Annotated in this window: 24 protein-coding genes and 1 tRNA gene; 14 read left to right on the top strand and 11 right to left on the bottom strand. The window is 32.8% G+C overall.

What is annotated here, in order from left to right; translation table 11 throughout:
- The first annotated feature begins 211 nt into the window (after positions 1-211).
- Complete coding sequence (locus N4A31_02905; GenBank protein MCT4635182.1) at positions 212-1,420, top strand: hypothetical protein; 1,209 nt, start codon at positions 212-214, stop codon at positions 1,418-1,420.
- Between the two features lie 294 nt (positions 1,421-1,714).
- On the opposite strand, the gene N4A31_02910 is transcribed toward N4A31_02905, so the two are convergent.
- Positions 1,715-2,470 (bottom strand): hypothetical protein, encoded by a 756-nt coding sequence (locus N4A31_02910; protein ID MCT4635183.1) that lies wholly within the window; start codon positions 2,468-2,470, stop codon positions 1,715-1,717.
- A 2-nt stretch (positions 2,471-2,472) separates the two neighbouring features.
- The gene (gene efp, locus N4A31_02915) at positions 2,473-3,039 is read right to left on the bottom strand and encodes an elongation factor P (GenBank protein ID MCT4635184.1); all 567 of its coding nucleotides are present in this window, start codon (positions 3,037-3,039) and stop codon (positions 2,473-2,475) included.
- A gap of 100 nt (positions 3,040-3,139) precedes the next feature.
- Between efp and N4A31_02920 the strand changes: the two genes are divergently transcribed.
- The 4 genes from N4A31_02920 (at position 3,140) to N4A31_02935 (ending at position 8,799) form a co-directional block, all read left to right on the top strand.
- On the top strand, positions 3,140-6,424 hold the full coding sequence (locus tag N4A31_02920) for a glycoside hydrolase TIM-barrel-like domain-containing protein (protein ID MCT4635185.1): 3,285 nt from the start codon (positions 3,140-3,142) through the stop codon (positions 6,422-6,424).
- 74 nt (positions 6,425-6,498) lie between these two features.
- Positions 6,499-7,182, top strand: a complete 684-nt coding sequence (locus tag N4A31_02925; protein MCT4635186.1) for a hypothetical protein — start codon at positions 6,499-6,501, stop codon at positions 7,180-7,182.
- A 28-nt stretch (positions 7,183-7,210) separates the two neighbouring features.
- A complete protein-coding gene (locus N4A31_02930) occupies positions 7,211-8,266 on the top strand; it encodes a hypothetical protein (protein MCT4635187.1) in 1,056 nt (351 codons plus the stop codon).
- A gap of 95 nt (positions 8,267-8,361) precedes the next feature.
- On the top strand, positions 8,362-8,799 hold the full coding sequence (locus tag N4A31_02935; GenBank protein MCT4635188.1) for a DNA starvation/stationary phase protection protein: 438 nt from the start codon (positions 8,362-8,364) through the stop codon (positions 8,797-8,799).
- 72 nt (positions 8,800-8,871) lie between these two features.
- Here the strand turns inward: N4A31_02935 and N4A31_02940 are convergent, their stop codons facing one another.
- A complete protein-coding gene (locus N4A31_02940; protein ID MCT4635189.1) occupies positions 8,872-9,147 on the bottom strand; it encodes a hypothetical protein in 276 nt (91 codons plus the stop codon).
- 95 nt (positions 9,148-9,242) lie between these two features.
- Between N4A31_02940 and N4A31_02945 the strand changes: the two genes are divergently transcribed.
- Positions 9,243-9,845 carry a DUF2460 domain-containing protein gene (locus N4A31_02945; GenBank protein MCT4635190.1) on the top strand — a complete coding sequence of 201 codons (603 nt, stop codon included), beginning with the start codon at positions 9,243-9,245 and terminating at the stop codon, positions 9,843-9,845.
- Here the strand turns inward: N4A31_02945 and N4A31_02950 are convergent.
- The gene (locus N4A31_02950) at positions 9,842-10,363 is read right to left on the bottom strand and encodes a hypothetical protein (protein ID MCT4635191.1); all 522 of its coding nucleotides are present in this window, start codon (positions 10,361-10,363) and stop codon (positions 9,842-9,844) included. The two genes, N4A31_02945 and N4A31_02950, sit on opposite strands and share 4 nt — an antisense overlap.
- Before the next feature lie 82 nt (positions 10,364-10,445).
- Here N4A31_02950 and N4A31_02955 point away from each other — a divergent pair, with 82 nt between their 5' ends.
- The 5 genes from N4A31_02955 to N4A31_02975 all read left to right on the top strand — a co-directional run bounded on the left by N4A31_02955 (position 10,446) and on the right by N4A31_02975 (position 12,968).
- Complete coding sequence (locus N4A31_02955; GenBank protein ID MCT4635192.1) at positions 10,446-11,225, top strand: DUF2163 domain-containing protein; 780 nt, start codon at positions 10,446-10,448, stop codon at positions 11,223-11,225.
- A gap of 78 nt (positions 11,226-11,303) precedes the next feature.
- Positions 11,304-11,555, top strand: a complete 252-nt coding sequence (locus tag N4A31_02960; GenBank protein ID MCT4635193.1) for a hypothetical protein — start codon at positions 11,304-11,306, stop codon at positions 11,553-11,555.
- Positions 11,556-11,628: 73 nt separating this feature from the next.
- Positions 11,629-12,081: a hypothetical protein gene (locus N4A31_02965; protein ID MCT4635194.1), complete on the top strand. Its 453-nt coding sequence runs from the start codon at positions 11,629-11,631 to the stop codon at positions 12,079-12,081.
- Positions 12,082-12,097: 16 nt separating this feature from the next.
- Positions 12,098-12,544: a hypothetical protein gene (locus tag N4A31_02970; protein MCT4635195.1), complete on the top strand. Its 447-nt coding sequence runs from the start codon at positions 12,098-12,100 to the stop codon at positions 12,542-12,544.
- Between the two features lies 1 nt (position 12,545).
- Positions 12,546-12,968, top strand: a complete 423-nt coding sequence (locus N4A31_02975; protein ID MCT4635196.1) for a lysozyme — start codon at positions 12,546-12,548, stop codon at positions 12,966-12,968.
- Here the strand turns inward: N4A31_02975 and N4A31_02980 are convergent, their stop codons facing one another.
- Positions 12,969-15,137 (bottom strand): hypothetical protein, encoded by a 2,169-nt coding sequence (locus tag N4A31_02980; protein ID MCT4635197.1) that lies wholly within the window; start codon positions 15,135-15,137, stop codon positions 12,969-12,971.
- 149 nt (positions 15,138-15,286) lie between these two features.
- On the opposite strand from N4A31_02980, the gene N4A31_02985 reads away from it, so the two are divergent.
- Positions 15,287-16,756: an ankyrin repeat domain-containing protein gene (locus N4A31_02985; protein ID MCT4635198.1), complete on the top strand. Its 1,470-nt coding sequence runs from the start codon at positions 15,287-15,289 to the stop codon at positions 16,754-16,756.
- Positions 16,753-16,914: a hypothetical protein gene (locus N4A31_02990; GenBank protein ID MCT4635199.1), complete on the top strand. Its 162-nt coding sequence runs from the start codon at positions 16,753-16,755 to the stop codon at positions 16,912-16,914. The genes N4A31_02985 and N4A31_02990 overlap by 4 nt, the downstream gene beginning before the upstream one ends.
- A 43-nt stretch (positions 16,915-16,957) precedes the next feature.
- Here the strand turns inward: N4A31_02990 and N4A31_02995 are convergent, their stop codons facing one another.
- The 3 genes from N4A31_02995 to N4A31_03005 all read right to left on the bottom strand — a co-directional run bounded on the left by N4A31_02995 (position 16,958) and on the right by N4A31_03005 (position 19,926).
- Positions 16,958-18,094: a hypothetical protein gene (locus tag N4A31_02995; GenBank protein MCT4635200.1), complete on the bottom strand. Its 1,137-nt coding sequence runs from the start codon at positions 18,092-18,094 to the stop codon at positions 16,958-16,960.
- Positions 18,095-18,177: 83 nt separating this feature from the next.
- Entirely contained in the window at positions 18,178-18,666 is a 489-nt protein-coding gene (locus tag N4A31_03000; protein ID MCT4635201.1) for a hypothetical protein, read from the bottom strand.
- Between the two features lie 96 nt (positions 18,667-18,762).
- Positions 18,763-19,926 (bottom strand): UbiH/UbiF/VisC/COQ6 family ubiquinone biosynthesis hydroxylase, encoded by a 1,164-nt coding sequence (locus tag N4A31_03005; protein MCT4635202.1) that lies wholly within the window; start codon positions 19,924-19,926, stop codon positions 18,763-18,765.
- A 70-nt stretch (positions 19,927-19,996) separates the two neighbouring features.
- Between N4A31_03005 and N4A31_03010 the strand changes: the two genes are divergently transcribed.
- Positions 19,997-20,626: a CvpA family protein gene (locus N4A31_03010; protein ID MCT4635203.1), complete on the top strand. Its 630-nt coding sequence runs from the start codon at positions 19,997-19,999 to the stop codon at positions 20,624-20,626.
- A 641-nt stretch (positions 20,627-21,267) separates the two neighbouring features.
- Here the strand turns inward: N4A31_03010 and N4A31_03015 are convergent.
- The 3 genes from N4A31_03015 to rplS all read right to left on the bottom strand — a co-directional run bounded on the left by N4A31_03015 (position 21,268) and on the right by rplS (position 22,457).
- A tRNA-Asn gene (locus N4A31_03015) sits at positions 21,268-21,342 on the bottom strand.
- 86 nt (positions 21,343-21,428) lie between these two features.
- Positions 21,429-21,854 carry a helix-turn-helix domain-containing protein gene (locus tag N4A31_03020; GenBank protein ID MCT4635204.1) on the bottom strand — a complete coding sequence of 142 codons (426 nt, stop codon included), beginning with the start codon at positions 21,852-21,854 and terminating at the stop codon, positions 21,429-21,431.
- Positions 21,855-22,073: 219 nt separating this feature from the next.
- Positions 22,074-22,457 carry a 50S ribosomal protein L19 gene (rplS, locus tag N4A31_03025; protein ID MCT4635205.1) on the bottom strand — a complete coding sequence of 128 codons (384 nt, stop codon included), beginning with the start codon at positions 22,455-22,457 and terminating at the stop codon, positions 22,074-22,076.
- Positions 22,458-22,636: the final 179 nt, after the last annotated feature.

Below are 22,636 nucleotides of genomic sequence, written 5' to 3' on the forward strand. Positions count from 1 at the left end.
TCTTTATCAAAGAAATTTAATTGCATGTTATTAGCATAAACATAGAAGACAGTCAATTAATAATTTATATATAGTTAATACCTTAATGAATTGTGATTCTGGTATGTAAACTAGGGTAAAATAGTCCTGTTTATATTATATAATTTAAGAGTTTGTTAATTGTTGAGGTTTATAGTTATTACTATTGGAGTAAATTAAAGGAGTAAATAATATGTCAAAAAATAAACCCAACAGAGATGAAGCACGTCAGAAAATGAAAGATAAAATAGAAAAAACAGATGTAGTAAAGGCTCTTTTTAATGGTTTTTTAGGGAAGGTTGATAAATCTCTTTTTGGTAATACTAATCCATATAATGAAAAAAACATTGCAGAATTTAAGAAAGGACTAAAAGAACTTGATAAAGAAGCTCTTCAACGATATGATAAAGGTATGGGAAGGCCAATTTTAACAAGAATTATTGGTGAGGAAAATCTTACAAAAGAACAGTTAAAAAGTATTCTTCCTGCATTAAAAAAAGTAGGAGTAAATTTTAATCCATCTGGTTTACTTGATCAAGTTAATCTAAGAAGAGATTCACAAGAGTTGCTGCCAGTATTGGTGGAACAAGGTGTTAAGGGTGGTGTTCCTGAAGCATTAGAAAAGCATAATCAAGAAAAAGTTGAAAGAAGAGTGGTAGCAGAGAAAAAAGCTGCAGAGGCTGCGAAAAAGAAAAATGAAAAAGCAACAAAAGACGTTTTAGATAAATTTTTAAATAAAAAAGATGATGTAAGTAAAGAATATGTAAAGAGAAAATTGCGAGATAAGGAGTTGTACGGTAAAGGTACTATTAGTAACTTTTCAAGTGCTTTAGAAAAAGCTGATAGGGATGCTATAAGAGAATATGATGTTAGTAACAAAGGACCAATTTTAACTAGAATTCTTAATAATGAGAAGTTAACACCCGAGCGAGTTACAGAATTGCTACCAAAACTAAGTGAGGCGGGGGTGAGTTTTACTCCAGAAACAGCAGAAACTCCTCCATTAGTACAAGTGGCTGAGGCTTGGAAAAAGAATGAGGGGCAGAAAAATATCAAAGACGTATATCTTGAATTAGCGAAAAGACTAGTTATAAACGGAGCTCATGCAGATGTTAAAGGGAAAGATGGACAAAATATTTTTAAAATAGTTCCGGCAGAGCATAAGGCAGAATTAAGAACGGCTTTAATTGAGGCGCAAAAAGAGATAGGACAAAAAATAAGAGCTAATCATACTAAGCAGTCTGCTATTGAAGATGCAAAAAATGTTGCTAAGAGGATGGCAAATTTTCTCTCAAAGCATACCGTGAAGAAGAAAGTATTTGAAGTAAATGATACTCAGAGAGATGTTTTAAGAAAACAACAGAAAGCTGCCGGTAGAGCCATTCGTGGTGGTAGGTGGTGAATTAGGTGTTAAGACCTAATAGCTCGGTCATTGTTAGGGAAGTGTTAGTATCCCGTCCGTCACTGCGGGGGAAGTGTTAGTATCCCGTCCGTCATTGCGAGGGAAGTGTTAGCGACGAAGCAATCCCTTAAGGCGAGACGAATGGATTGCCACGCGCTTTAAAAAAAAGCGCTCTTAGGTGACGAAAGAGGGAAGAGGTTTTAATGACGAAAGGGGTGAAAAGGTGCTTGCAATGACGAAAGGGGTGGAAAGACCTCTTAGGTTACGAAACTGGAGAGAGTGGTTTTTGAGTGTTTACTCATCAGCGTAATAATGCTTGTTAAAAATTTCAGATGCTGATTTAAGCAAGTTATTATTGCAGGCAAAGTATTTATTATCTTTTTCTTCGGCATGTCCACCAGCTTCACGAACCATTAGGAAAGCTGCTTGGGTGAGCAGGCTTTCAGCTTTGTGAATCACTAGATCTACTCTACCGCATGATAAATAAGCCATTTCAAGCAGGGATGAACCAAGACGACGGCTTAATGTTAAATCTATCTCAAAAGGAGCTGAGGTGATTGCATTAACAACGTCTCCTTGTTTTGAAACACGCATTCTGGATTTTGGAACATTGGTTTCATTGTAATTTTCAAACCAAGATCCAATCCCTTTGCCGCAATAGAATGTTTCACGCAGAATAGGGTTATGAATACTTAAAGCTTGAGGCTCTATAATTCCTTTTTCTTGTTTAAATAAAGCTATGGCGATTGCGCAGAAAGGAATAGCTTTTTGAAAGTTATCTATGCCAGATATTGGCTCAATACAAAAGAAATATTCATCTTTTGGGGTGGTTTCGTTGGCTAAAATAATCCCATAATTAGGGCGTCTTTGATCTAAGGCGCTAATCAATTTATTTTGCAAGCGAGAATAGCATTTATGAGTGAAGTCACTTACTCCACGTTTAGAGTTTTGTAATTGAACTATTTCTCCAAAGTCTCTCTGCATAAAACGAGCAGATTCATGGATTGCATCATTGATTAATTTTACTTGATGGGAGATGTTAGTACTCATAATTATTTCGCTCTTTCTAAATATGTGCAATCAGTTGTTCTAACAACTATTTTATCGTCAATATTAACAAATGGTGGAACCATTACCCTCACGCCGTTATCTAAAATAGCCGGCTTAAATGAGGAGGTTACGGTTTGACCTTTAATTACCGGTTCAGTTGTTTCTACTGTGGCGGTGATTTTCTCTGGTACAGCTGCGCTGATAACTTCTTCTTCATGAAGTTCGAGTGTAATTTCCATTCCATCTTGTACAAATGCCAGCTGATCGCCTAAAAGTTTTTTGTCTATAAGGATTTGTTCAAAAGTTTCATTGTCCATTAGAGTTAGATTATCATCCTCAAAATATAGGAATTGATATTTTTTCTCATCTAAACGAATTTTTTCAACAGATTCTGAAGAACTGAAGCGCTCATTTAGCTTAGTGCCAGTTTTTATGTCTTTCATTTCCACCTGAACATAAGCTCCACCTTTTCCTGGTTGGGTATGTTCTGGGTTTTTAACTACCACATATAAACGGTTTTTATGTTCTAAAACAGTGCCAAGTCTAATAGAGTTTGCATTTATCTTCATATATTTACCTTTAAGTTATGTTAAATAATGTAGATAAAGATACATAGAATCTAGCAATTAGTCCATTAATATTATTTATTTTTTTAAGAGTTGGAATCATATGAGTTCAGTAATTTTATCAAGTGTTGGAGGAGCAATAGGAGGTTCTTTAGGCGGTCCTTTCGGGGCTGCTATAGGCCAAGGAATTGGTACTAGCGTTGGCTTGGAGGTGGATAATGAGATATTTTTTAAGAAAAAGTATATTCCTAAAATAGGTCATAAACTATCTGAAGTGACTATGCAGACAGCAACTTATGGCAAGATGATTCCTATTGTATATGGCAAAGTTAAATTAGCTGGAAATATCATTTGGGCCAGTGAAATGAAGGAAGAAAGACGAGATCATCATCAAAGAAGAAGTAAATTTGGTGGAAAAGTTTTAGTGTCTTCAGAGTATCATTATAGCATTTCTTTGGCTATTGCGATTGCTGAAGGGGAAATTAATGAAATTCTAAGAGTGTGGGCAGATGATCAGTTGATTGACCCATGCCAGTCTGTATATCGCTTTTATAATGGTGGTGAAAGCCAGAATCCAGATCCGTTAATTGAGGCAATTGAAGGATATGGAAGAACTCCAGCTTTTAGGGGAATCAGTTATATTGTTATTGAGAATTTGAATTTAGGAGAATTTGCTAATCGTATTCCTAGTTTTCTCTTTGAAGTGAGACGTAAATTGAAGGTGAGTTCTCCTGGTGGAGAAAAGCCATTGGAAGAAAGAATAAAATCAATGGTGATGATTCCAGGATCTGGGGAATTTGTTTATGATACCCAGGTTCAGTCAAAGGCCCCCAGAAATTATAATCCTAAATTTGGTCATTTTAATTTTCGCAAGACCAAAGTAAATCAGAATAATAGAGAAGGGAAAGCTGATTCTTTAGTGGCTTTAGATCAATTGAAAGACACATGCCCTAATTTAGAATGGGTGGCGCCAGTTATTAGCTGGTATACCAATACTATAAATGCTTCTGGGGCTAAAATCCTTCCTGGGGTTGAATATAAAGAAGGATCCACTGTGCCGGATCAATGGAAAGTGGGGGAATATAACAGAGATTCTGCTCATTTAATCAGTAAAAATCAATATTCTAATCCGATATATGGTGGCACTAGTAATGATTTATCAATTTTACGATATTTAGATGAACTTAAAAACCGTGGGCATAAGATAATGTTTTATCCAATGCTTTTAGTGGATCAGCCACATAAACCTTGGCGAGGAAGAATTACTGGTTCTCCATCAGGAATTAATAACTTCTTCCATTCTCCAGAAGGTTATAATAATTTCATTATCCATTATGCTAAGCTTGTGAAAGATAAAGTTGATGCTTTTATTATTGGTTCAGAAATGATTGGTCTTACTAAAATAAAAGATAAAGATAATAAATATCCGGCAGTGGATGCATTGATTGATTTAGCAAGACAGGTTAAGGATATTGTTGGAGATAAAGTTAAGGTAACTTATGCGGCTGATTGGAGTGAATATCATCACACAGATGGTGGTTGGTATAATTTAGATCCATTATGGGCATGTGATTATATAGATTTTATAGGTATTGATGCTTATTTCCCTCTAACTAATTCAACAAAGGTTTTTTATGACGAAGAAAAGATCATTAAGGGCTGGGAGTCAGGAGAGGGGTATGATTATTATTATAGCGATGATAAGAAGCTTAATAAAAAGCCCTTAAGCCCAGCTTATGCTTGGAAAAATATTAAGTATTGGTGGGAGAATGAGCACTTTAATCCTGATGGATCTAAAACTAACTGGAGACCAAAGCAGAAAAAGATTTGGTTTACTGAATTAGGTTTTCCCTCTGTGGAACTGGCTTCTAATCAGCCTAATGTGTTTTATAGTCCGGATAGTACTGAGAGCAATTTTCCTATCCATTCTAATGGTAGAGTGGATTTTGTTGCTCAAAGACAGGCTTTATCTGCCAGTGAAAAATATTGGAGAAATAGTGAGTTTCTTGAAAATATGTTTATTTGGACTTGGGATGCAAGACCTTATCCATATTGGCCGGACTTAGATAAAGTATGGACAGATGGAGGATGTTGGTCTCGTGGGCATTGGGTGAATGGAAAGCTTGGACTAACGACCCTTCAGGCAGTAGTGCAGGATATCTGCGTAAGATCAGGAATATCTTTAGATAAAATTAGAGCAGAGGAATTATCTGATCTTGTCGATGGAATTGTTATTAGCAATCAAGATAGTTCAAAAGATATCCTTAATCTACTGAAAAGAAGTTATTTATTTGACAGTCATGAAGCTAATGGTCAGTTTTACTTTGTAAAAAGGATGAATCGCGATGTGCTATCTATTGACCAAGATGAATTGGTTGTTGATGTTGATAAACCTAATCATGCTTTAAGTATTACTAAGTGCAATCCTTTGGATCTTGCTCAAAATATTGCAGTGCATTATTTTAATTATATGTTTGATTACCAGGCGTCAGTGGAGTTTGCAAGTAATTATTGTGGATCTAGTGGACAGGCTATGAATCTTCATTTACCGATTATTATTGATCCACAAAGAGCTAAAACCATTGCTGATATTACCTTGCAGGAGATGTATCAAGGCCAGTTTATTTATCAGTTTAGCCTTAATTCAAAATATATAGGAATTAGACCTAATGATGTTATCTTCTTGAAACTTGCTGAGGAGCTTAGATCAATGCGAGTGGTGAAGTTATATGTGACTAAGGGAAAAGTTATTAAAGTTACTGCTATTAGTATTAGACCTAGTATTTATCAACAACAAGCACAAATCTTCTCTTCTAAGCAGAATATATTATTATCTAAGGAGCATTTTGATCCTGGTAATACAGAGTTGATTATTTTGGATTTACCTAAGCTTCCTTACGAAGTAGCTCCTTTTGGGGTGTATATAGGTGTTATAGGAAGTGATATCCATTGGAGAGGAGCAGTGGTTACTTGCCCCGATGGTTCTAGCTTATGTTTTAGCCATAATGCTACTATAGGAGTTGTTGAAGAGGAATCTGAGGAATTTATAAAACTCACCTTATTTAACGGAGAATTAAGTAGTATCACCCCTAAAGAATTAGAAAGATTTGGAAATTTAGCGGTGATTGGTGATGAAGTGATCCAATTTGCTAGGGCTGAGTTTTTAAGTGGGGGAAGATATAAATTATCTGGAATAAAGCGGGAAATGTTTGGTAGCAGCACTTCTGGCAATAAGAAATTTGTTCTATTAGATAATAATTTACAGAAACTAGCCATTAGTGATCAATTAATTGGTAAGGAGCTAGAGTTTTTAGTAACCAGTGTTGGGCATGATGTTGATAAAGAAGAAAGAAGCATTTTTAATTATCAAGGAAGAGCAGCTCATTAAATTAATAGTTTCTTAATCATATCTATATACAATAAAGCTTTATTACATATTAATCAGTTATAAAAAAAGACAGTATGAAAAAAGAAAATGGCGATATAGATGAAACTTTCGATGATATGGAAGATACCCTTGATTATAACTTTCCAACTTCAAAGGAAGTGGATGAAGGTTATAAAGAAGCTGCTCGAAAGAAAAAAGAAGACCAAACCGAAATAGAAAGAGATAGAAAACAAGATTTTCAGGAAGAGATAGAAAAGAGAGAAAAAAATCTAAAAGAATCTATAAGTAATTTTAATACTCAAATTGATGATGCTAAGAGCGTTTTTAAGGAAGAGGAAGCGAGAAGATCTAGAGATGAAGAAGGGGATATATTGTTTAACATATCTCCTTCAGATGAAACGAAGAATAAGCTCGGGGTAGGGAATCAGCTTAAGAATTTGCAGATTAAGGAAGATACCCGCAGAAAAACTGATTTAAAAGACAAGATAAAAGGTATAAAAAAACAAAAAAAGATTCAAAAAACTGGTTATATTAAGGAACAGGCCGATTTAGGCAAGCAGATTAGGCAGGATAGAATTGCCAGATGGTCAAGAGGAAAATTTGGTAAGTTTTCTGATAAAACTAGAGAAGAGCTTAGAGAAATACAGAAAATGTTAGGTAGAGTTATTCGTAGTGATCAAAGGACAGGGGTTATAGATAAAGTGGTGCAATCAGCTTCTAATTTAAAAAAGAAGTTGTTAAAAGGAAAATCAAGATAAAGCTTGATAAATTAAGGAGTAAATTATTATGTCTAAATCTAAAGCTAATGAAGAATACACAAACAAATTAAATCTTCTTCATACAGGTATTGAGCAAGGAGATCTTGAAAAAGTAAAAGAAGCTCTTGAAAATTTTAATGAAGATGAGCTGAAAGCAGAATTAATGCAACCAAGAGATGTTATGGGAATGGGAAGAGGATTGTTACATATTTTAGCAGGTAGTGAAGAAGATATAAGTGATAAAATAATAGAAACTATTCTTCAAAAATTTTCCTCAAAAGAACAGAAGATGGAATTATTAAAAGAAACAGACTATTTTGGAAGCTCTGTTCTTCATTATCTTGCTATGCATGGTAAGGAAAAAGTAATAAAAGATATTTTAAAAAATAATACATCAGAAGAGAATATTGAGTTATTAAGTCAACGTAATCTTTTGAGTTCTCGTCCTGTTGATATTGCTGCTGGTTTAAAAGACGCCCAAACAATATGGTGCATGCTTGAGGGATTGGATTTAAAAGATAGAAAAGAGTTATTAATGGGTAAGTGGATAGAGGGTGAAAATACTCTTCTTCATAAAGCGGCTTTAGATAAAAATTTTTCTGTAATAAGTACTGTGCTTAAAGGATTTAGTGAAAAAGATAAGCAAGAACTATTAAATCAGCATCAGCACTTTCTTTATGAACCTGAAGAAACACCAACTCCTATGATGTTCTTGCAAGAAAGTGACGAAGGAAAAAAATGGATTCAAGAAATGGAGCAAGTTCATCAGGAAGCTTTAGAAGAGAAAGAGAATTTTCTACAAGAAAATTATAAGAAAGCTACTTCAAAAGAAAAGAAAGAGTATAAAAAGGCGTTTAAACAAATGCAAATGGAATTGGGTAAAGAAATTAGGAAAGATAGATTAGCTAGAATGTTTGGTGGAGAAGTATCTGGTAAAACTAGAGAGGAGCTTAGAGAGACGCAGAAAATGTTAGGTAGAGTTATTCGCAGTGATCAAATGACAGGAGTTGTTGATAAGGTAATGAAATCTGCTTCTAATTTAAAAAAGAAAGTATTTTCTAAGAAAGGTGATAAGGTACGATGAAAATTAGTGCATACTCATAACAGAGAGGTTGATGCTGCTGGTTAATTAATATATTCTGTAAATATCATCAATTATTAGTTAAAGGAATAAATATTATGAGTAATAAATTAGTTATAGAAAACTTAAAATCACTTTTAGCCAATTCTTATGCTTTAGCATTAAAAACCCAGAATTACCATTGGAATGTAACAGGGCCTAATTTTAAGAGTTTGCATTTGTTATTTGAAGAGCAATATGATGAATTAAGCACGGCTATTGACGATATTGCTGAGCGTATTCGAGCTTTAGGTGATAAAGCTCCTGGAAGTTTTAAAGCATTTGATAAATTGTCAATCATAAGAGATGGTGATGGAGAGCTTGGTCCCAAAGAAATGTTAGAGGATTTAAGTGGTGGACAAATGCTTGTTATTGATGTTCTAAAGAAGGCTTTAGTGGCTGCTCAAGATGTAGGAGATGAGGTTACTATAGGTATGGTTGTGGATAGAATGACTGTGCATGAAAAATCTCTCTGGATGCTTAAAAGCAGTATTTAGTTTAGTCTTTAAGAGTTAGTACAATAAAAAGAAAATCACTAGCAAGTGGAGGAAGATAATCCTCCACTTTTCTTATCCAATCGTTCCAGAGTGATCATCGTGTTCAATTGTTACTCCGCATAGTTCTTCCTTTACAGGTTCTTCATTGCCAAAGTAATATGTGTAGTTACTTTTTATAGTATCTCCAACATATGATATAACATAAGGTGCTGTTTCAAATGTTTGTTTAACAACAACTTCTGCTGTTTTCTTTATTAGCTGTTTGGTAACCTCTGCCAATATTTTATCTGTTATGCTTGAGTCAGAGCATATGGCGTCTTGTAAAAAACTATAATTTATCTCTACCATAAAAACCCCTCCTTAAATTAACTAATTAACTATTTGTACATAAAAACTAACATAAGTTAACTTACTTGTCAACTTTTAATATATAAGAGATGTGTATGTCTTCAATTTTATTTCATGAAATTCAATTTCCTGTGGATATTGCTTATGGAGCCACTGGTGGACCTGAGTTTTTTACTGATGTGGTAACTAGTAGCAGTGGGTTCGAGCAGCGCAATATTAATTGGTATTCTGCTAGAAATCGGTATAATTTAGCTCCAGCCATAAAGAATAAAGAACAATTAGATTATTTATTAGGATTCTTTCGTCTTTGCCAGGGCAGGGCCATTGGTTTCCGCTTTAAGGATTGGTTAGATTATAAAATAGATAATCAGCAAATTGCAGTAGCAAACGGAGAAATAAAAGATTTCCAGATAATTAAAAACTATCGTTATGGTTCCTATACAGCCACTAGAAAAATTTATAAACCTATTATTGATACAATTAAAGTTTATGCTAATGATGAATTAGTGGAGCCTATTGTTAATAGTAGTAATGGAATTATTAGCTTTCCAGAGGCTCCTGCAAAAGATGTGGTGATTAGAGTGGAAGGAGAGTTTGATGTGGCTGTGCGCTTTGATACGGATCATCTATCAGCTTCAATTGAGAATTATGGGGTTTATAGCCACCAAGAGATTCCTCTTATTGAGGTGAAGCTTTAGAGTTCTTCAGATATATAAAATTTTCCATCATTACCACAGAATTCAATAATATCATTCGAGTCAGAAGGCAAAGAGTTTAAACATTCTATTGTGTGTGCAGCGTCTTTTATTAATGCCTCATCACGGAAAAGATATTGTATGGATTGCAATGTTAATGATGCTGTTTTATGTAAAGCAGATACCCCCAAAAGGATCAAAGATGCTTTTAAAGAATTTAGGCCATCATATTCATAAATATAGTCTAGTTTTTTTACATAGCCATCTATATTTATGATCTCTTTAAAAAACATTTTATATCCAATGCGGTTAGCAACATTTAATGTGCTAATTGAAAATAATGTTAAGGGAGCAACAGATAAAGAAAGAAGAGGAGCAATAAAAGCCTCAAATGATTGAATTCTAACTTCTAAAAATTCTTTATTTTCTTTTGCTAAAGAATTGAGAGAAGATATTGCATCTTCTGCGGTTCTTGCATTTTCTAGAATACTAATTATTTGAGGATTTAAAGTTTTAGTCATGATGTTTTTTTATAAGTAACTTATGATGCCGCTAAACTATCTTTGGATAATTGTTTTGTCAATCTTTAATTTATGAGGGATTATGAATAATAATATGGTCACTTGTTTGCGTATGCAGATGAGTGAAGGAAAGCTACTATGCTTTACAGATTCAGATATGGATGTGATTTATAAAAACGAAAGATATAGATCAGGGAGTTATTTCACTCCCAATACTGTGGTTAGCAGTAATGAGTTATCGGAAGATAATTTTAGTATATCGGGAATAATTGATGGTGATTTGATTACAAAAAAGTCTATAACTGCAGGAAATTTTTCTAACAGTTATATAGAGTTGTTTGTAATTAAGAATGATAAAAAGAATATTCTAAAAACTGGCTGGATAGGTGATATATCATATAATGATAATAAGTTTACAGCTTCTATAAATTCTTTGAGTTCTAAGACTAATAACTTAATTGGAAAATGTTATTCTCCTAATTGTAGAGCTGAATTTGCTGACCAATATTGTAAGCTTAATAAGGATAATTATAGTTTTTCTGGGGAAGTGACAGCTTTAATAGATAGATATTCATTTATTGATTCTTCAAGAAACGAACCTAATGATTATTTTAGTCAAGGGGTGTTAGAATTCACTTCAGGAGAAAATAAAGGAAAAAAATATAATGTATCTTCATTTCAAGAGCATCAAATATCTATTGATTCTGTTATTAGTCAAAAAATTCAAATAGGTGATAAATATATAATTATTGCTGGTTGCAATAAGTCACTACATGAATGTATTTATAAATTTAGTAATGCAATTAATTTTCGAGGAGAACCCTATATTCCAAGCAGGCATAAACTTCTTGCATATAACTAATAGTTTTATTAATATGTTTTTTCGTAACAATTATTAAGTTATGAGTAAATGTTTAAAATTAATAAAAAAGGAGATCAAATGTTAGAAGAAAATACAGAAGAACTAAAAGAAGAAGTTGTAACTCCAGCGGAAGATGCTCCAGTGGAAGAAGTTGCTGAAGATAAAACAGAGACTGAAGAAGTTGTAGCTCCAGCGGAAGATGCTCCAGTGGAAGAAGTTGCTGAAGACAAAACAGAAACTGAAGAAGTTATAGCTGAAGAAGTTGTTACTCCAGTGGAAGAAGAAACAGTGGTTGTTGGTGATACTTCAGCTGTTGTTGATGAACTATAATAGTTCCTACCTTAAAAACTTATCCTCCAGCGTCCTGTTGGAGGATATACTCTATCTAAAAATTCTTAAATAAATGCCATATACAGAAATTATACAAGAGGCCCATTCTTGGCTTGGAACCAGGTTTAAGCATCAGGGAAGGGTGAAGATATCCTCGGAGGGAAAAGGTGGTTGTGATTGTCTGGGGCTCATTATAGGTTTAGGATTAAAAACTAAATTTGGTGAAAATCTTAAAAATTATGATCAACAAGTATATCCTAAGTTACTAACTTCCGATGCATTATTAGAGCAATTGGATTTATTGCTGGAGTCAACTGATGAAGTCTCTTTAGGGAATATTCTTTTAATAAGAATAAATAACTGGCCCCAGCATTTGGCTGTGGTTGTAGAAACCAACCCAGAAATCATCATTATCCATAGCTATTTACAGACAAGAAAAGTGGTGAAGCAACGTTTGCCTGATCTTTGGAAGGAAAATATTGCTAGGATATACCAAACAAAGAGTCATAACAATTTTAATAATTAAATCATAGGAGAAAAGCATGATAACATTACTTGCCTCTTTGGCAGGCTTTATTAGTTCTTTAATTCCAGAAGTGCTAAAATATTTCGTTGATAAGAGTGATAAAAATCATGAAGTATTATTGCTGGAATATCAAATGCGTTTGCTTAAATTGAAATCTAATAATCGATTAGAAGAAGTGGAATCTTCTGGATATGCTGAGGAAGCCAAGGCTCTATATAGAACTTACAAAACAGGTGTATATTGGGTTGATGCATTAAATGGCACAGTGCGGCCAATTCTGGCTTATGCATTTTTTGGAATATATAGCTTTATTAAAATTTTACAATATAGGCTTATAGAGCATAGTCTTAATATAACTGATATTATAACTATTTTATGGAATGGAGACGATCAGGCGATTTTCGCTGGGATCATAAGTTTCTATTTTGGTCAAAGGGCTATTACTAAATTAAAGGTGAAATAAAATGCATATCTCAGAAAGAGGAGTTCAGTTAATTAAATCTTTTGAAGGATATAGCCTTAAAACTTATACATGCCCAGCAGGTTATAAAACCATAGGTTATGGACATGTTATTGATAAAAATATACACAGCATAACCAGAGCTGATGCGGATAGACTCTTAGCAGAAGATATATATATGGCTGAGAAATCAGTTAAACGTAATATAAAAGTTGATTTAACCCAAGGGCAGTTTGATGCTTTAGTTTCTTTTACCTTCAATCTTGGTGGGGCAGCTTTACAAAGATCCACCTTAAGACAAAAGGTGAATCGAGAAGAGCATCAAGATGCACCAAAAGAATTCATGCGCTGGGTATATGCAGGAGGAATGGTTCTTGCAGGGCTAGTAAAAAGACGAGAAGCAGAGGCAAATATTTATGCTTCTTGATTATTGAGAGCGAGAGGGGCTTCGGTTTTTATATGGTATGGTATTTCTTGTTATAGTAGGTGTTTGAGATGTTCCTGATAATTGTTGTTGAAGAGTGTTTACTATTTTATCAGATTTAGATAACTTAGCTGTAGTAACCACTTGCTTTTGATCTGCTTGCTTCTTCTGTTGTTGCTCTGCAATAACTTTTTTCTGTTTTGTGTCGACTTTTTCAGGAGTTTGATCTTCAACTAAAAATTTAGCAACTTCTTTTTCTGCTTTATCTTTTGCTTTTTTGATTTTACTATTAAATCCTGAGGATTTTTGATTAATTACACCTTCTATAGCTTGTTCATCATGTGGGTTCAAAACAAACTCACCTTTTACTCCAAGTTTTTTACCGCTAGTTTTAATGGAGTGGCATCCTGTTGAGCCACCTTGGATTCCTGCCATTTCTTGAGTGTGATTCCCTGCAGCGAGGGTTTTTAAACATTTTTGTGATTGAGATTCATCTAAATCTAACTCATAGCTTGCAGCTAAATTACTAGCCTTCAGCATAACTAGTCCAGTTCTATCTTTACCGCTTTTACAGAAAGTTATAATGTTTTTTAGTTCCTCTTTAGAGTTTTGATCAAAAATAGAACCTAGTTGTTGGTCGTTTTTTAGAGAAGTGTCCACTATTAGCATATTTGCAGATATCTCAACATTACTATTTTTTTCATTTTTACCCATTCTTGTATTGGGATGACTTAAGTGTTCTCTGGTTTTAACTGCAGCCTTAAGACCAACTTGTAATTCTGAATCTAAACTTTCTATTTCCTTGATTGCACCTTCTAATAAAGCATCTTTGCCAGTTTTAAGATATTTTTGAAGGTTTAAAGTTTTTTTAGAATGACTAGAACTGTTTAATTTTTTACCAATTTTTACTAAAGCTTGTTTGAAGTGTTTTTGTTTAGTTGGTGCTGTCCATAATCTGAATCTATTGATGGGTGAACTGCTTATAAAAATTCCTTTTATTTTCTTTGAGGATTTATTAAGTTGTTTGCTAATCCAGCTTTCATCTCTTAATGTGGTTGTGCTTGTTAGGATGTTTAGATTTAGTTTTTTATTACTTGTGAAACCTTTCAATTGCTCAATATTTTCTTGAGTGATTTGTTCCTTCCCTTGTTTGTTTTTTGATGCTGGAGCACCACAATGAATATTCTGAGTTAAAACTTTAGCTTTTTTCCCTTCTATTACTGCTGTAGTTTTTTCATATCCATTTCTAATTCCTATAAATTCACGCAATTGGGATGGTATAACTTTTTTGCCTGCGGCAATTTCTGAGGCAACAGATTTAATAAGTTTTCGTTTGTGTTCAGGTAATTCATTATACCAGGCATATTTATCTTTATCTTTTTGCTTAACTCCTAATGTTTTTGCTATGCGAGATTTCAAAGAAGTTTTATCACTTTTATTAGCAGAAGTTTTATCACTTTTAATAGAAACTACTTTGTCACCAGCTTGTGCTATAGCGTTATATTGTGTTTCTTGTTCATCAGTTAGACCATTTAGCATCACATCAGCTTCAATAACAGTATGCTTCTCACCTTTATTATCTGCAACCCTATTTAAAGTGATTATATGCTTATGATCATCTTGGAAATTAGCAACCTCTTTAGCAAAATTGAGTTTTTCCGCGCTATTTTCTATACCAGCATTATTTAGAACATCAAGCAAGGCGTTATTATAGCTTCTAATTTTAGATGGAAATTCATCCATATTCTCACTAAGTGCAGATTCTGCAACCATTAACAATCTAGCCTTTCCCTCTTCTTTTTGAGCTTCAGGTATATCTGATTGTTCTAAAAGTAATATGCCTCCTCTGGTTTCATTTAAAACCTGCATAGCATATTTTTCTCCAGCATCGGCTGTTAGTAATGTATTATCTGTGGTAACATTACGTGCATCCCTAATCCTATTGCCTTTATCATCCTCATACCAGGTGATGCCTAGTTTGTTATCTTTTTGTTCATCTAATATTTTAATTGCAGAAGTCAGATCTTCCATGGAGTTAAGAGTTTCAGGAAGCATAGGTGTTGTTGCTTCTGAGGGAGTGCTGGCAGCTATAGATTCTGCATATTCAAGAGCATTTTTTCTGTTAGTTTGTAATGATTCATAATTAGTTTGAGCTGAGGAAGATTGTTTCATTGTTTTATATGCCTTTATTTATATAAGTATATTATAAACAGAGAAGGTTAATAAATAGTTTATATAGATTATTTAGTAGAAATTATTTGCGTTTTAATGATATTTTTTGTAGTTAATATTATTAATTTTTTATTAAAAGTAATATAGTTATGAAAAGACAGTTGATACTCCCTGAGCAAGAAGAAAGAATTTATAAAATTTTAAAAGCTCAAGAAGAAAGAATTTATAATTTTTTTAAAGCTATAGAAGAAAATGAATTTAAAGTTGTGGAGGAAATGCTTAGTGAGAGGCCAGACCTAATTCATGAAATTTTACCGCATAAAAAGATTAGTATAAGTTATGGGGCATTATCTTATGCTTTCATCAAGAAACGTCATGCTATAGCAAAATATTTAATAAAATTTGGAGCCGATGTTAACTCAGTTAATTATCTTGGTAATTCAATTCTTCAGCAAGCTTTAAGTAGCAGAGCAAATAATTTAGTGATTGATATTTTAGAGAGAAAAGAACTTATTATATATGAAGGATATCATATTAATAGTTTTTTATTATTTAATTCTCCAGCTTTATTGGCTAGAAGCTTATATTTGATGATTTTAAAATCCTATAAATCTTTAAAAACTCTTTTATGTGAAGATAGTTTTTATAATGTGAGTCTTTCATCAATATTTATAAAAAGTTTACTTAAGTTATATAATCAGGATGTCTTAAGTGCAGATCAACAAGAAGCTATGTTGTTAACGATAAAAGAGTTGGGAGGTGCTGGTGAAGAAATAGAAGAGGAAATTTATGCTGAAATAAATGCTAGTAAAATAGATGAAGGTGATCGGGAGATTGTGGCTATTTTTCAGCAATCTATGGATAATTATGCAGAGATTAGAGAACCGATTGTTGCGGCTGTTCGAGCTCAAGGTTATGAGTTGCATGAAGTTCCAAGAGACGGAAATTGTTTTTTTACAGCTTTGGCTAGCAGTATTTTTAATGATCTTGATTCTGATTCTTTAAATGAAGCTGCTTTAAGGTTAAGGGGTACTGCCGTAAAATTTATGCTGTATAATCCAAATGAGTTTATACCCTTCTTTGAAACTAGAGAAGATTTATATTGGTATATAGATAGGCTAGGAGTTGAAGGAGAAGAAGCTGATCATCCAGTTATTCAAGCATTATCTGATTATATTAGAATAGTGTTTGTTATCCATCATGGAAGCAATACTTATTCTATTTCTCCTAGGGGGGGAGCAGATTACCATAGAGAATATCATGTTGCTTATGACGGAAGGCATTATGATGGGTTGATTGATTTAAATAATGATATAAGAAGGAGTTATGATTTAGTTAGGGCTCAAGATAATTCAGTAGAAACTGCTCCCTTGAGTTCAGTAACTTACCAGGATGATTATGGGTTGCTTTTTACTTTAGAAGAGCTATTAGAATCAAATTCAGAGGATTCACTGATGGAGGAATATGAGGAATTGCTTTCTGAAAGTTGGTTTCTAGGGGGATTGGATTATTGGATGGATCAATATGAGGTTATTGAACAGAGAGATGCTTATATGATAATGACAGGTTTAGTAGCGCTTTATATTTTTATTCCAGATAAATTTGAAGGACATATATGATAAGTCAAGAATTTCAAGATCTGACAGAGAGGTCAATTTATTCAAAAGAAAGTATGTATGATTTTATAGATAAAGTTATGCAACAAGAAAAAACAAACCGTCATGATCTTAAGAATATAGTTAAGGATATTGGTATAACTAGCTGTTATTGGCGTTAATATTTCTCTGATTATATTAAGCAAGGAAGAAGTTGAGTTAATCTTATAATTCAGCTAATTCCCAAGATCTACTTTGATAATCTATGCCAATTGGTTCTTCTATTATGCTGCTAAAACAGATTCCATAATTAATATTATTGACTAAACTAATTGCATATTCTTTAACTTCAGCAGGGTCATTGCTTTCTAGTTTATGATATATGGATTCATGTGCTTTAATATTGGCTATATGGTGCTCTTGAAAACATAAATCATGCGGTGTGAGCGCATCTATATTTCCTTCTAGGTTGTTATATTTTAAATAAGCCATCATGAGCGGAATCATTGAGAAGATACCTTCCTTATTACTATTTATAGCTTTAAGTTCTTGCAATGAACATTCAGTGCTAAATAGCATCTCTTCTTGAATATTTAGCAATTCTCTAAAAATTATGTGATGAGGCTTTGCTATAAAAAATCCATTTTCAATGATATTAAAACCCATATAATGGGCTATAAAGTCATATGATTGTATACCGCTTTGTTTGAAATTAGGGTCAAACTGAAAGTTAAGATCTGCTATAAATCCACCTACACTTTCCATGATGATGTTTTTGGCTAAATCAATGATGAGGCCATTAAAACTTCTTACATTATCAACATAGTTTTTTGGATCAAGAATAAAATCTAGAAGTTGTTTATATTCGGTAGTTATGTGAGCAATATTATAAACTTGTATATTTTCTTCTGTTACTTTAGGGTTCTGTTCTTTTAATCTATCAGGATCAATATTTGTCCAGATGACTATTTGATATTCATTTAACTTTTTTGATTGAGTTATAAAATTTTCTAATTGGTGGTTAATGGGCTCTGGATTTTCTTTTGAAGTTATCCATAAGGTTTGAAAAATTTTTGCTGTGCTTTGAGAATTGTTCTCTGTTGCTTGAGGTAATCTTTGAGCATCTTCAGTCATCTTTTGAGGATGTATAACATAGTCAAGCAATTCATTATTCTTAAAACTATTTTTAAGAGCTTTTAATGTATATTCTGCTCCCAAGGTCCCATATTCACTAAAGCGAAATAATTGATTTAAAAGGGAAGTTTGGGGTTCAATATTTATGCAGCTGTTAAGATGATCTTTAAGATTAAATATAGCTTTGCAAGTGTTATCAAATTTTTGTGGCTCATTATTACAGTCCATTAAAACCCAAATAATTAAATAATGTTAATAATTTAAGATAATGCATTATGCAATTTTGTCAAGGGTGTTTTATCTAAAGAGAGCTAATATGAAAAAACTAATTCTGTAAGCCACTGCCTTCCTGCAAGCTCAGCTTTAAATTCTTCAGGAATAAGGCTTGGAAAAGCGTTTTGATAATGAGTGTCCATTAAATTCATATATAGGTTGCAATATTGGGGAGCTTCATAATTCATTATAGAGGTAACTTCTTGATGAAAATTATTCTGACTAGATCTAAGACTATTGATCATTTCATCTCTTAGGAAGCTCAATTCCACTTCCAATCTACTTCCGTCATAGTTTCTTTCAGCTTCTTCTGCTTTTTGAAAGTATTCTTCTTTAAATTGCTTTAATTCAGATTTATTAAGCGAATCTATTTCGCTATAGATGGTTTTTAATATTTCGTTTTTCTCATTCTTACTAATAGGAAAATTTCCTATTATATCTTTTAAGGCCAATTTTTGCTCCGTGAGTATTTTTTTTCTATCTTTTTTTATTTGTTCTATTGTTTTTTGAAAATCATCTTCAGTCATAATTGTTATGTAAATTAATTGCGTTTAATGAATAAATTACGGCTTTAATTTTAGATCAAGTTAAGATTTATGCAATCTATTAATAAAAAAAATACTCTAGTTTTTATAATTTTGTTTTTTAGCCATTGCATATTCCATAAAGAATTTCTTCAATGGTGGGATTTGGTTTACTGCGCTTAAGCCTATTTTACGAAGCATGCTAATTGAAGAATTATCATTAGAAAATAGTTTATTAAGACCATCAGTTATAGCGGCCATGCTAATATTGTCTTTCATTCTTAAAGATTGATATTCTTCTAGAGATTGATAGCAGCCAAAATCCAATCCAAGATTTTCATATTTGCTATATAGTTTAATAAGCGACTCTATATCACGCATGGCAAGATTAAAACCTTGTCCTGCTATTGGATGCACAGAATGGGCTGAATCTCCGATTAACATTACACGATTATGATAATATCTCTCTGCTAAAATTAATATTAGCGGGTAAGATATTGTCTCTCCGATTAACTCTACTTTTCCTAAATAATCTGTGAATTTTTCTCTTAAGAAGTAATTGAATTTATCTTTCTTCATATCCATAAGGGCATCTGCCGTTTGATGAGTTTCGGTCCAAACAATACCGGATTGATTTTGGTTTCTTAGAGGCAAAATAGCAAAAGGACCATGAGGTAAGAAAATTTCTTGAGCGATATTATTATGAGATTTCTCGTGCTGAACTTTGCATACTATAGCTTTTTGATTATAGTCATGTGAGAAATGTTTGATATTACATAGTTTCCTCAGATTGGAGAATTTTCCATCTGCAGCAATTAGAAGAGGTGTTATGTATTCTTCTTCATTTATTTTTACTATTGCTTGATCGTGATCATTATCGATTAATTCATAGGTTGTGTTGTCCAATATGGTAATATTTGGATCTTTACTAGCTATGCTATACATAACTTTTTGTATGTTATCGCTTTCTACTAAGTGTCCTAAAGTGTCATTATTATCAAAATGGAGGAAGAGGGGAGAATATTGTTCGGTGACTCTAATTTCATTAATAGGCCCAGCATAAGGAGACAATTCTTTCCACACAGCTATTTCTTCTAAAATTTGCTTTGATCCATAAGATAATGCAATAGCTCTACCATCCTTTTTACAAGGAATACTTAGGTTTCTCTTATCTACCAAGATACTAGAGCAATTTAAGCTGCTTAGAGCTAAGGCAGTGGATAGTCCTGTTAAATTAGCCCCTATAATAATTGGCTTTTTCATTATTTTCTTTTAAAATATATAAATTACCCCTAATATACTATTAAACAACATATAACAGAAGTAAAAAAATATGGAACTTTCAGAACTTAGAAACTTTGATTATATTATCTTATTGATTATTGTAGCTTCAACATATTTTGGTTTTAAAAAAGGATTTATTGAAAGCTTTATAGATTTTTTTGCTTGGGTTGGTTCTGCTATTATTACCCTTGAAAGCTATAGCTATGTGAATGAGTTGCTAGGAGAATATATACCGAGTGCTTTTATTTGTGGGTTTGTTGCTTCTGTGGGTGTTTACATAGGTCTAGTGGTCGCTATTTCCGTTTTAGGTACGAAAATTATTAAACTAACCTCGCAGTTTGTTGGAAGTGCAGCAGATAAATGTATTGGTTCATTTTTTGGGATTTTAAGAGGTTTCTTGATTGCTGCTGCAGTTTTCTGGTCTGTATATATGGTTATGCATGCAGTTGATCATAAAAATACCCCAGAATGGTTAAAAGATGCTAAAAGCTATGAGGTGTTGGACACAACTTCTGGAGCTTTGTTTGATGCTATAACTTCAGAATCTCAGAGAAAGAAACTTCTAAATAGCTTTGAAAGAAAATCTGATTCTTTAGAAGAAGAAGTGAGAGATAATGCCAGATCTAAGAACAAAGCTCTTAAAAAAGAGATGAATTCTTCGGAGTATTTCCAAGAATAAAAACAATACAATTCTGTTGCCCTTGGGACACGGGGGGAGTTTCTACTACAATCTTTACTGTGTTAGAGAATTAGATTTGGATTCTCAGAAAACTATCGTTTTTCAATGACAGGGGGAAAAGGTTGTAATTTTAAAATAATATGACTATGAGACTAAAACTTTCCATTAAAAGAATGATGAATTAGATCAAAAGGCCTAATAAGGTCATCGCATCTAAATATTTTCAATCTAATAAATAATATAAGTAAATAATATGAATTATAATAAATCTTCTGGTTTTTATCAGTTAAGGCGGCTATGCGCCGTGCGCGAAGTAAATCCACATAATAGAATGTTGGTTCACGAAGCTCCTTCCAAGGAAGAGGTTTTAAGTTTTCTTAGAAGTCCTGAAGAGGATATCAATGCTATGAGGGGGAATATTTATAATCTAAGCAATAAATTAGAGAAGAGTATCTCATCTCGTTTAGATCAAGAGATTTTAGAGCCTCAATCAGTGGCAGCTTTAGTGAAGCTTGTAGACAGCTTTCTTAAATTAACTGACGTGGAGCGTTTAATACATGAGAGCAAAGAAAGCACTGATCGTCCAAAAGAGTTGAAGGAAGAAGATCATCAATTGCTTGAGGTGTATAAGAAAGAAATGTTGGCTCCCCGGGCCGGACTCGAACCAGCGACCGAGCGGTTAACAGCCGCTTGCTCTACCACTGAGCTACCGGGGAATTAGTGGTGTAAAAATCAATACCAGAGATGTATAACAGATTATTTTTAAAGTTTCCAGTCCTTTTTTATATAAAAAGCAATTTTTCTATTCGTTATCTTCAGTAAGTGATTTTAAGAAGCCTAATAGCTTTTTCTTGCTCTTGTCATTAGGGATTTTATTATAAACTTTAACTAATTTTAGAGCATCTTGTCCTGGAGAAGCTGGAGAAGAATTAGGAAGTTTATATATAAACTCTGACTGCTCTTCGTTTAATGAAAAATTTGTAGTGTCTTCTTTATTTTTATATTCTTCAAAAAAATAATTAAGGTGTACATTCATAATTTTAGAAAGTTCATAGAGTCTGCTTGCCATAATTTTATTGGTGCCTTTTTCATACTTTTGAATTTGTTGAAATGTTACGCCAACTTTACTAGCTAAATCAGATTGACTCATGCCAAGAATATGTCTTCGTTTACGAATCTGTCTACCAATAAAGGATTCTATGTTGTTCTCATCATTACAATTTATCATTGATTCTCCAAAGATAGGACGTTAATATATATTAATATTCTGTGATTTTAACCTTTTGTATTTTTGTAAATATATATAATGTTTTGAATCATGTTACAAGCAAACTTTTTAAATAAGTTGTAATTATTGGTTTTGTTTGTTGTTTTTTATGAAGAAGGGCAGACAAAAATATAGCCCATAAATGATGATTCGAATTTATGGGCTATAATGAATAAGTAGTTATTTCTCTTTTTTGGTGTTATGGAAGAATTTTTCTTTGATTCTAGCAGCTTTACCTCTTAATCCACGCATATAGTATAATTTAGCTCTTCTTACGATACCGCGTTTTACAGTGACTATGCTATCAATTCTTGGAGAGTAAAGAGGGAAGCGGCGCTCAACACCTTGGTCATGGCTTATTTTTCTTACAACAAATGAAGAATGCAACCCTCTATTACGAATAGCAATGCAAACACCTTCAAAAGCTTGAATTCTTTCAGTTGTGCCTTCGACGATTTTTACATTTACTCTTACTGTATCTCCAGCAGAGAATTTATCATATTTTTTGCCTTCGATAAGCTTTGATACTTGCTCTGCTTCAAATTTCTGTAATAGATTAGACATTTTGGTCCCTTTTAAATATTGTAATGTTTAATTTTCAAACAACATATACAAAATATCTATAAAATGCAAAGAAAATTTTCAATATTTGAATATTTTATTGTGTTTTTGATAATTTTTGGTTCTTAGGTAGGTTTTGTCAAAATATCTATAGAATATATAGTCTAATTTTACTATGATAA

Source organism: Rickettsiales bacterium (assembly GCA_025210695.1).
Classification (GTDB): domain Bacteria; phylum Pseudomonadota; class Alphaproteobacteria; order Rickettsiales; family CANDYO01; genus CANDYO01.

What these genes read in the sequence shown, in the direction of transcription:
- N4A31_02995 (MCT4635200.1), bottom strand. Translation starts at nt 18,094, where the DNA reads ATGGACTGTAATAATGAGCCACAAAAATTTGATAACACTTGCAAAGCT.
- N4A31_02980 (MCT4635197.1), bottom strand. Translation starts at nt 15,137, where the DNA reads ATGAAACAATCTTCCTCAGCTCAAACTAATTATGAATCATTACAAACT.
- N4A31_02930 (MCT4635187.1), top strand. Translation starts at nt 7,211, where the DNA reads ATGTCTAAATCTAAAGCTAATGAAGAATACACAAACAAATTAAATCTT.
- N4A31_02990 (MCT4635199.1), top strand. Translation starts at nt 16,753, where the DNA reads ATGATAAGTCAAGAATTTCAAGATCTGACAGAGAGGTCAATTTATTCA.
- N4A31_02925 (MCT4635186.1), top strand. Translation starts at nt 6,499, where the DNA reads ATGAAAAAAGAAAATGGCGATATAGATGAAACTTTCGATGATATGGAA.
- N4A31_02910 (MCT4635183.1), bottom strand. Translation starts at nt 2,470, where the DNA reads ATGAGTACTAACATCTCCCATCAAGTAAAATTAATCAATGATGCAATC.
- N4A31_03010 (MCT4635203.1), top strand. Translation starts at nt 19,997, where the DNA reads ATGGAACTTTCAGAACTTAGAAACTTTGATTATATTATCTTATTGATT.
- N4A31_02970 (MCT4635195.1), top strand. Translation starts at nt 12,098, where the DNA reads ATGATAACATTACTTGCCTCTTTGGCAGGCTTTATTAGTTCTTTAATT.
- N4A31_02985 (MCT4635198.1), top strand. Translation starts at nt 15,287, where the DNA reads ATGAAAAGACAGTTGATACTCCCTGAGCAAGAAGAAAGAATTTATAAA.
- rplS (MCT4635205.1), bottom strand. Translation starts at nt 22,457, where the DNA reads ATGTCTAATCTATTACAGAAATTTGAAGCAGAGCAAGTATCAAAGCTT.
- N4A31_03000 (MCT4635201.1), bottom strand. Translation starts at nt 18,666, where the DNA reads ATGACTGAAGATGATTTTCAAAAAACAATAGAACAAATAAAAAAAGAT.
- N4A31_02940 (MCT4635189.1), bottom strand. Translation starts at nt 9,147, where the DNA reads ATGGTAGAGATAAATTATAGTTTTTTACAAGACGCCATATGCTCTGAC.
- N4A31_02920 (MCT4635185.1), top strand. Translation starts at nt 3,140, where the DNA reads ATGAGTTCAGTAATTTTATCAAGTGTTGGAGGAGCAATAGGAGGTTCT.
- efp (MCT4635184.1), bottom strand. Translation starts at nt 3,039, where the DNA reads ATGAAGATAAATGCAAACTCTATTAGACTTGGCACTGTTTTAGAACAT.
- N4A31_02950 (MCT4635191.1), bottom strand. Translation starts at nt 10,363, where the DNA reads ATGACTAAAACTTTAAATCCTCAAATAATTAGTATTCTAGAAAATGCA.
- N4A31_02960 (MCT4635193.1), top strand. Translation starts at nt 11,304, where the DNA reads ATGTTAGAAGAAAATACAGAAGAACTAAAAGAAGAAGTTGTAACTCCA.
- N4A31_02975 (MCT4635196.1), top strand. Translation starts at nt 12,546, where the DNA reads ATGCATATCTCAGAAAGAGGAGTTCAGTTAATTAAATCTTTTGAAGGA.
- N4A31_02955 (MCT4635192.1), top strand. Translation starts at nt 10,446, where the DNA reads ATGAATAATAATATGGTCACTTGTTTGCGTATGCAGATGAGTGAAGGA.
- N4A31_02965 (MCT4635194.1), top strand. Translation starts at nt 11,629, where the DNA reads ATGCCATATACAGAAATTATACAAGAGGCCCATTCTTGGCTTGGAACC.
- N4A31_03005 (MCT4635202.1), bottom strand. Translation starts at nt 19,926, where the DNA reads ATGAAAAAGCCAATTATTATAGGGGCTAATTTAACAGGACTATCCACT.
- N4A31_03020 (MCT4635204.1), bottom strand. Translation starts at nt 21,854, where the DNA reads ATGATAAATTGTAATGATGAGAACAACATAGAATCCTTTATTGGTAGA.
- N4A31_02935 (MCT4635188.1), top strand. Translation starts at nt 8,362, where the DNA reads ATGAGTAATAAATTAGTTATAGAAAACTTAAAATCACTTTTAGCCAAT.
- N4A31_02945 (MCT4635190.1), top strand. Translation starts at nt 9,243, where the DNA reads ATGTCTTCAATTTTATTTCATGAAATTCAATTTCCTGTGGATATTGCT.
- N4A31_02905 (MCT4635182.1), top strand. Translation starts at nt 212, where the DNA reads ATGTCAAAAAATAAACCCAACAGAGATGAAGCACGTCAGAAAATGAAA.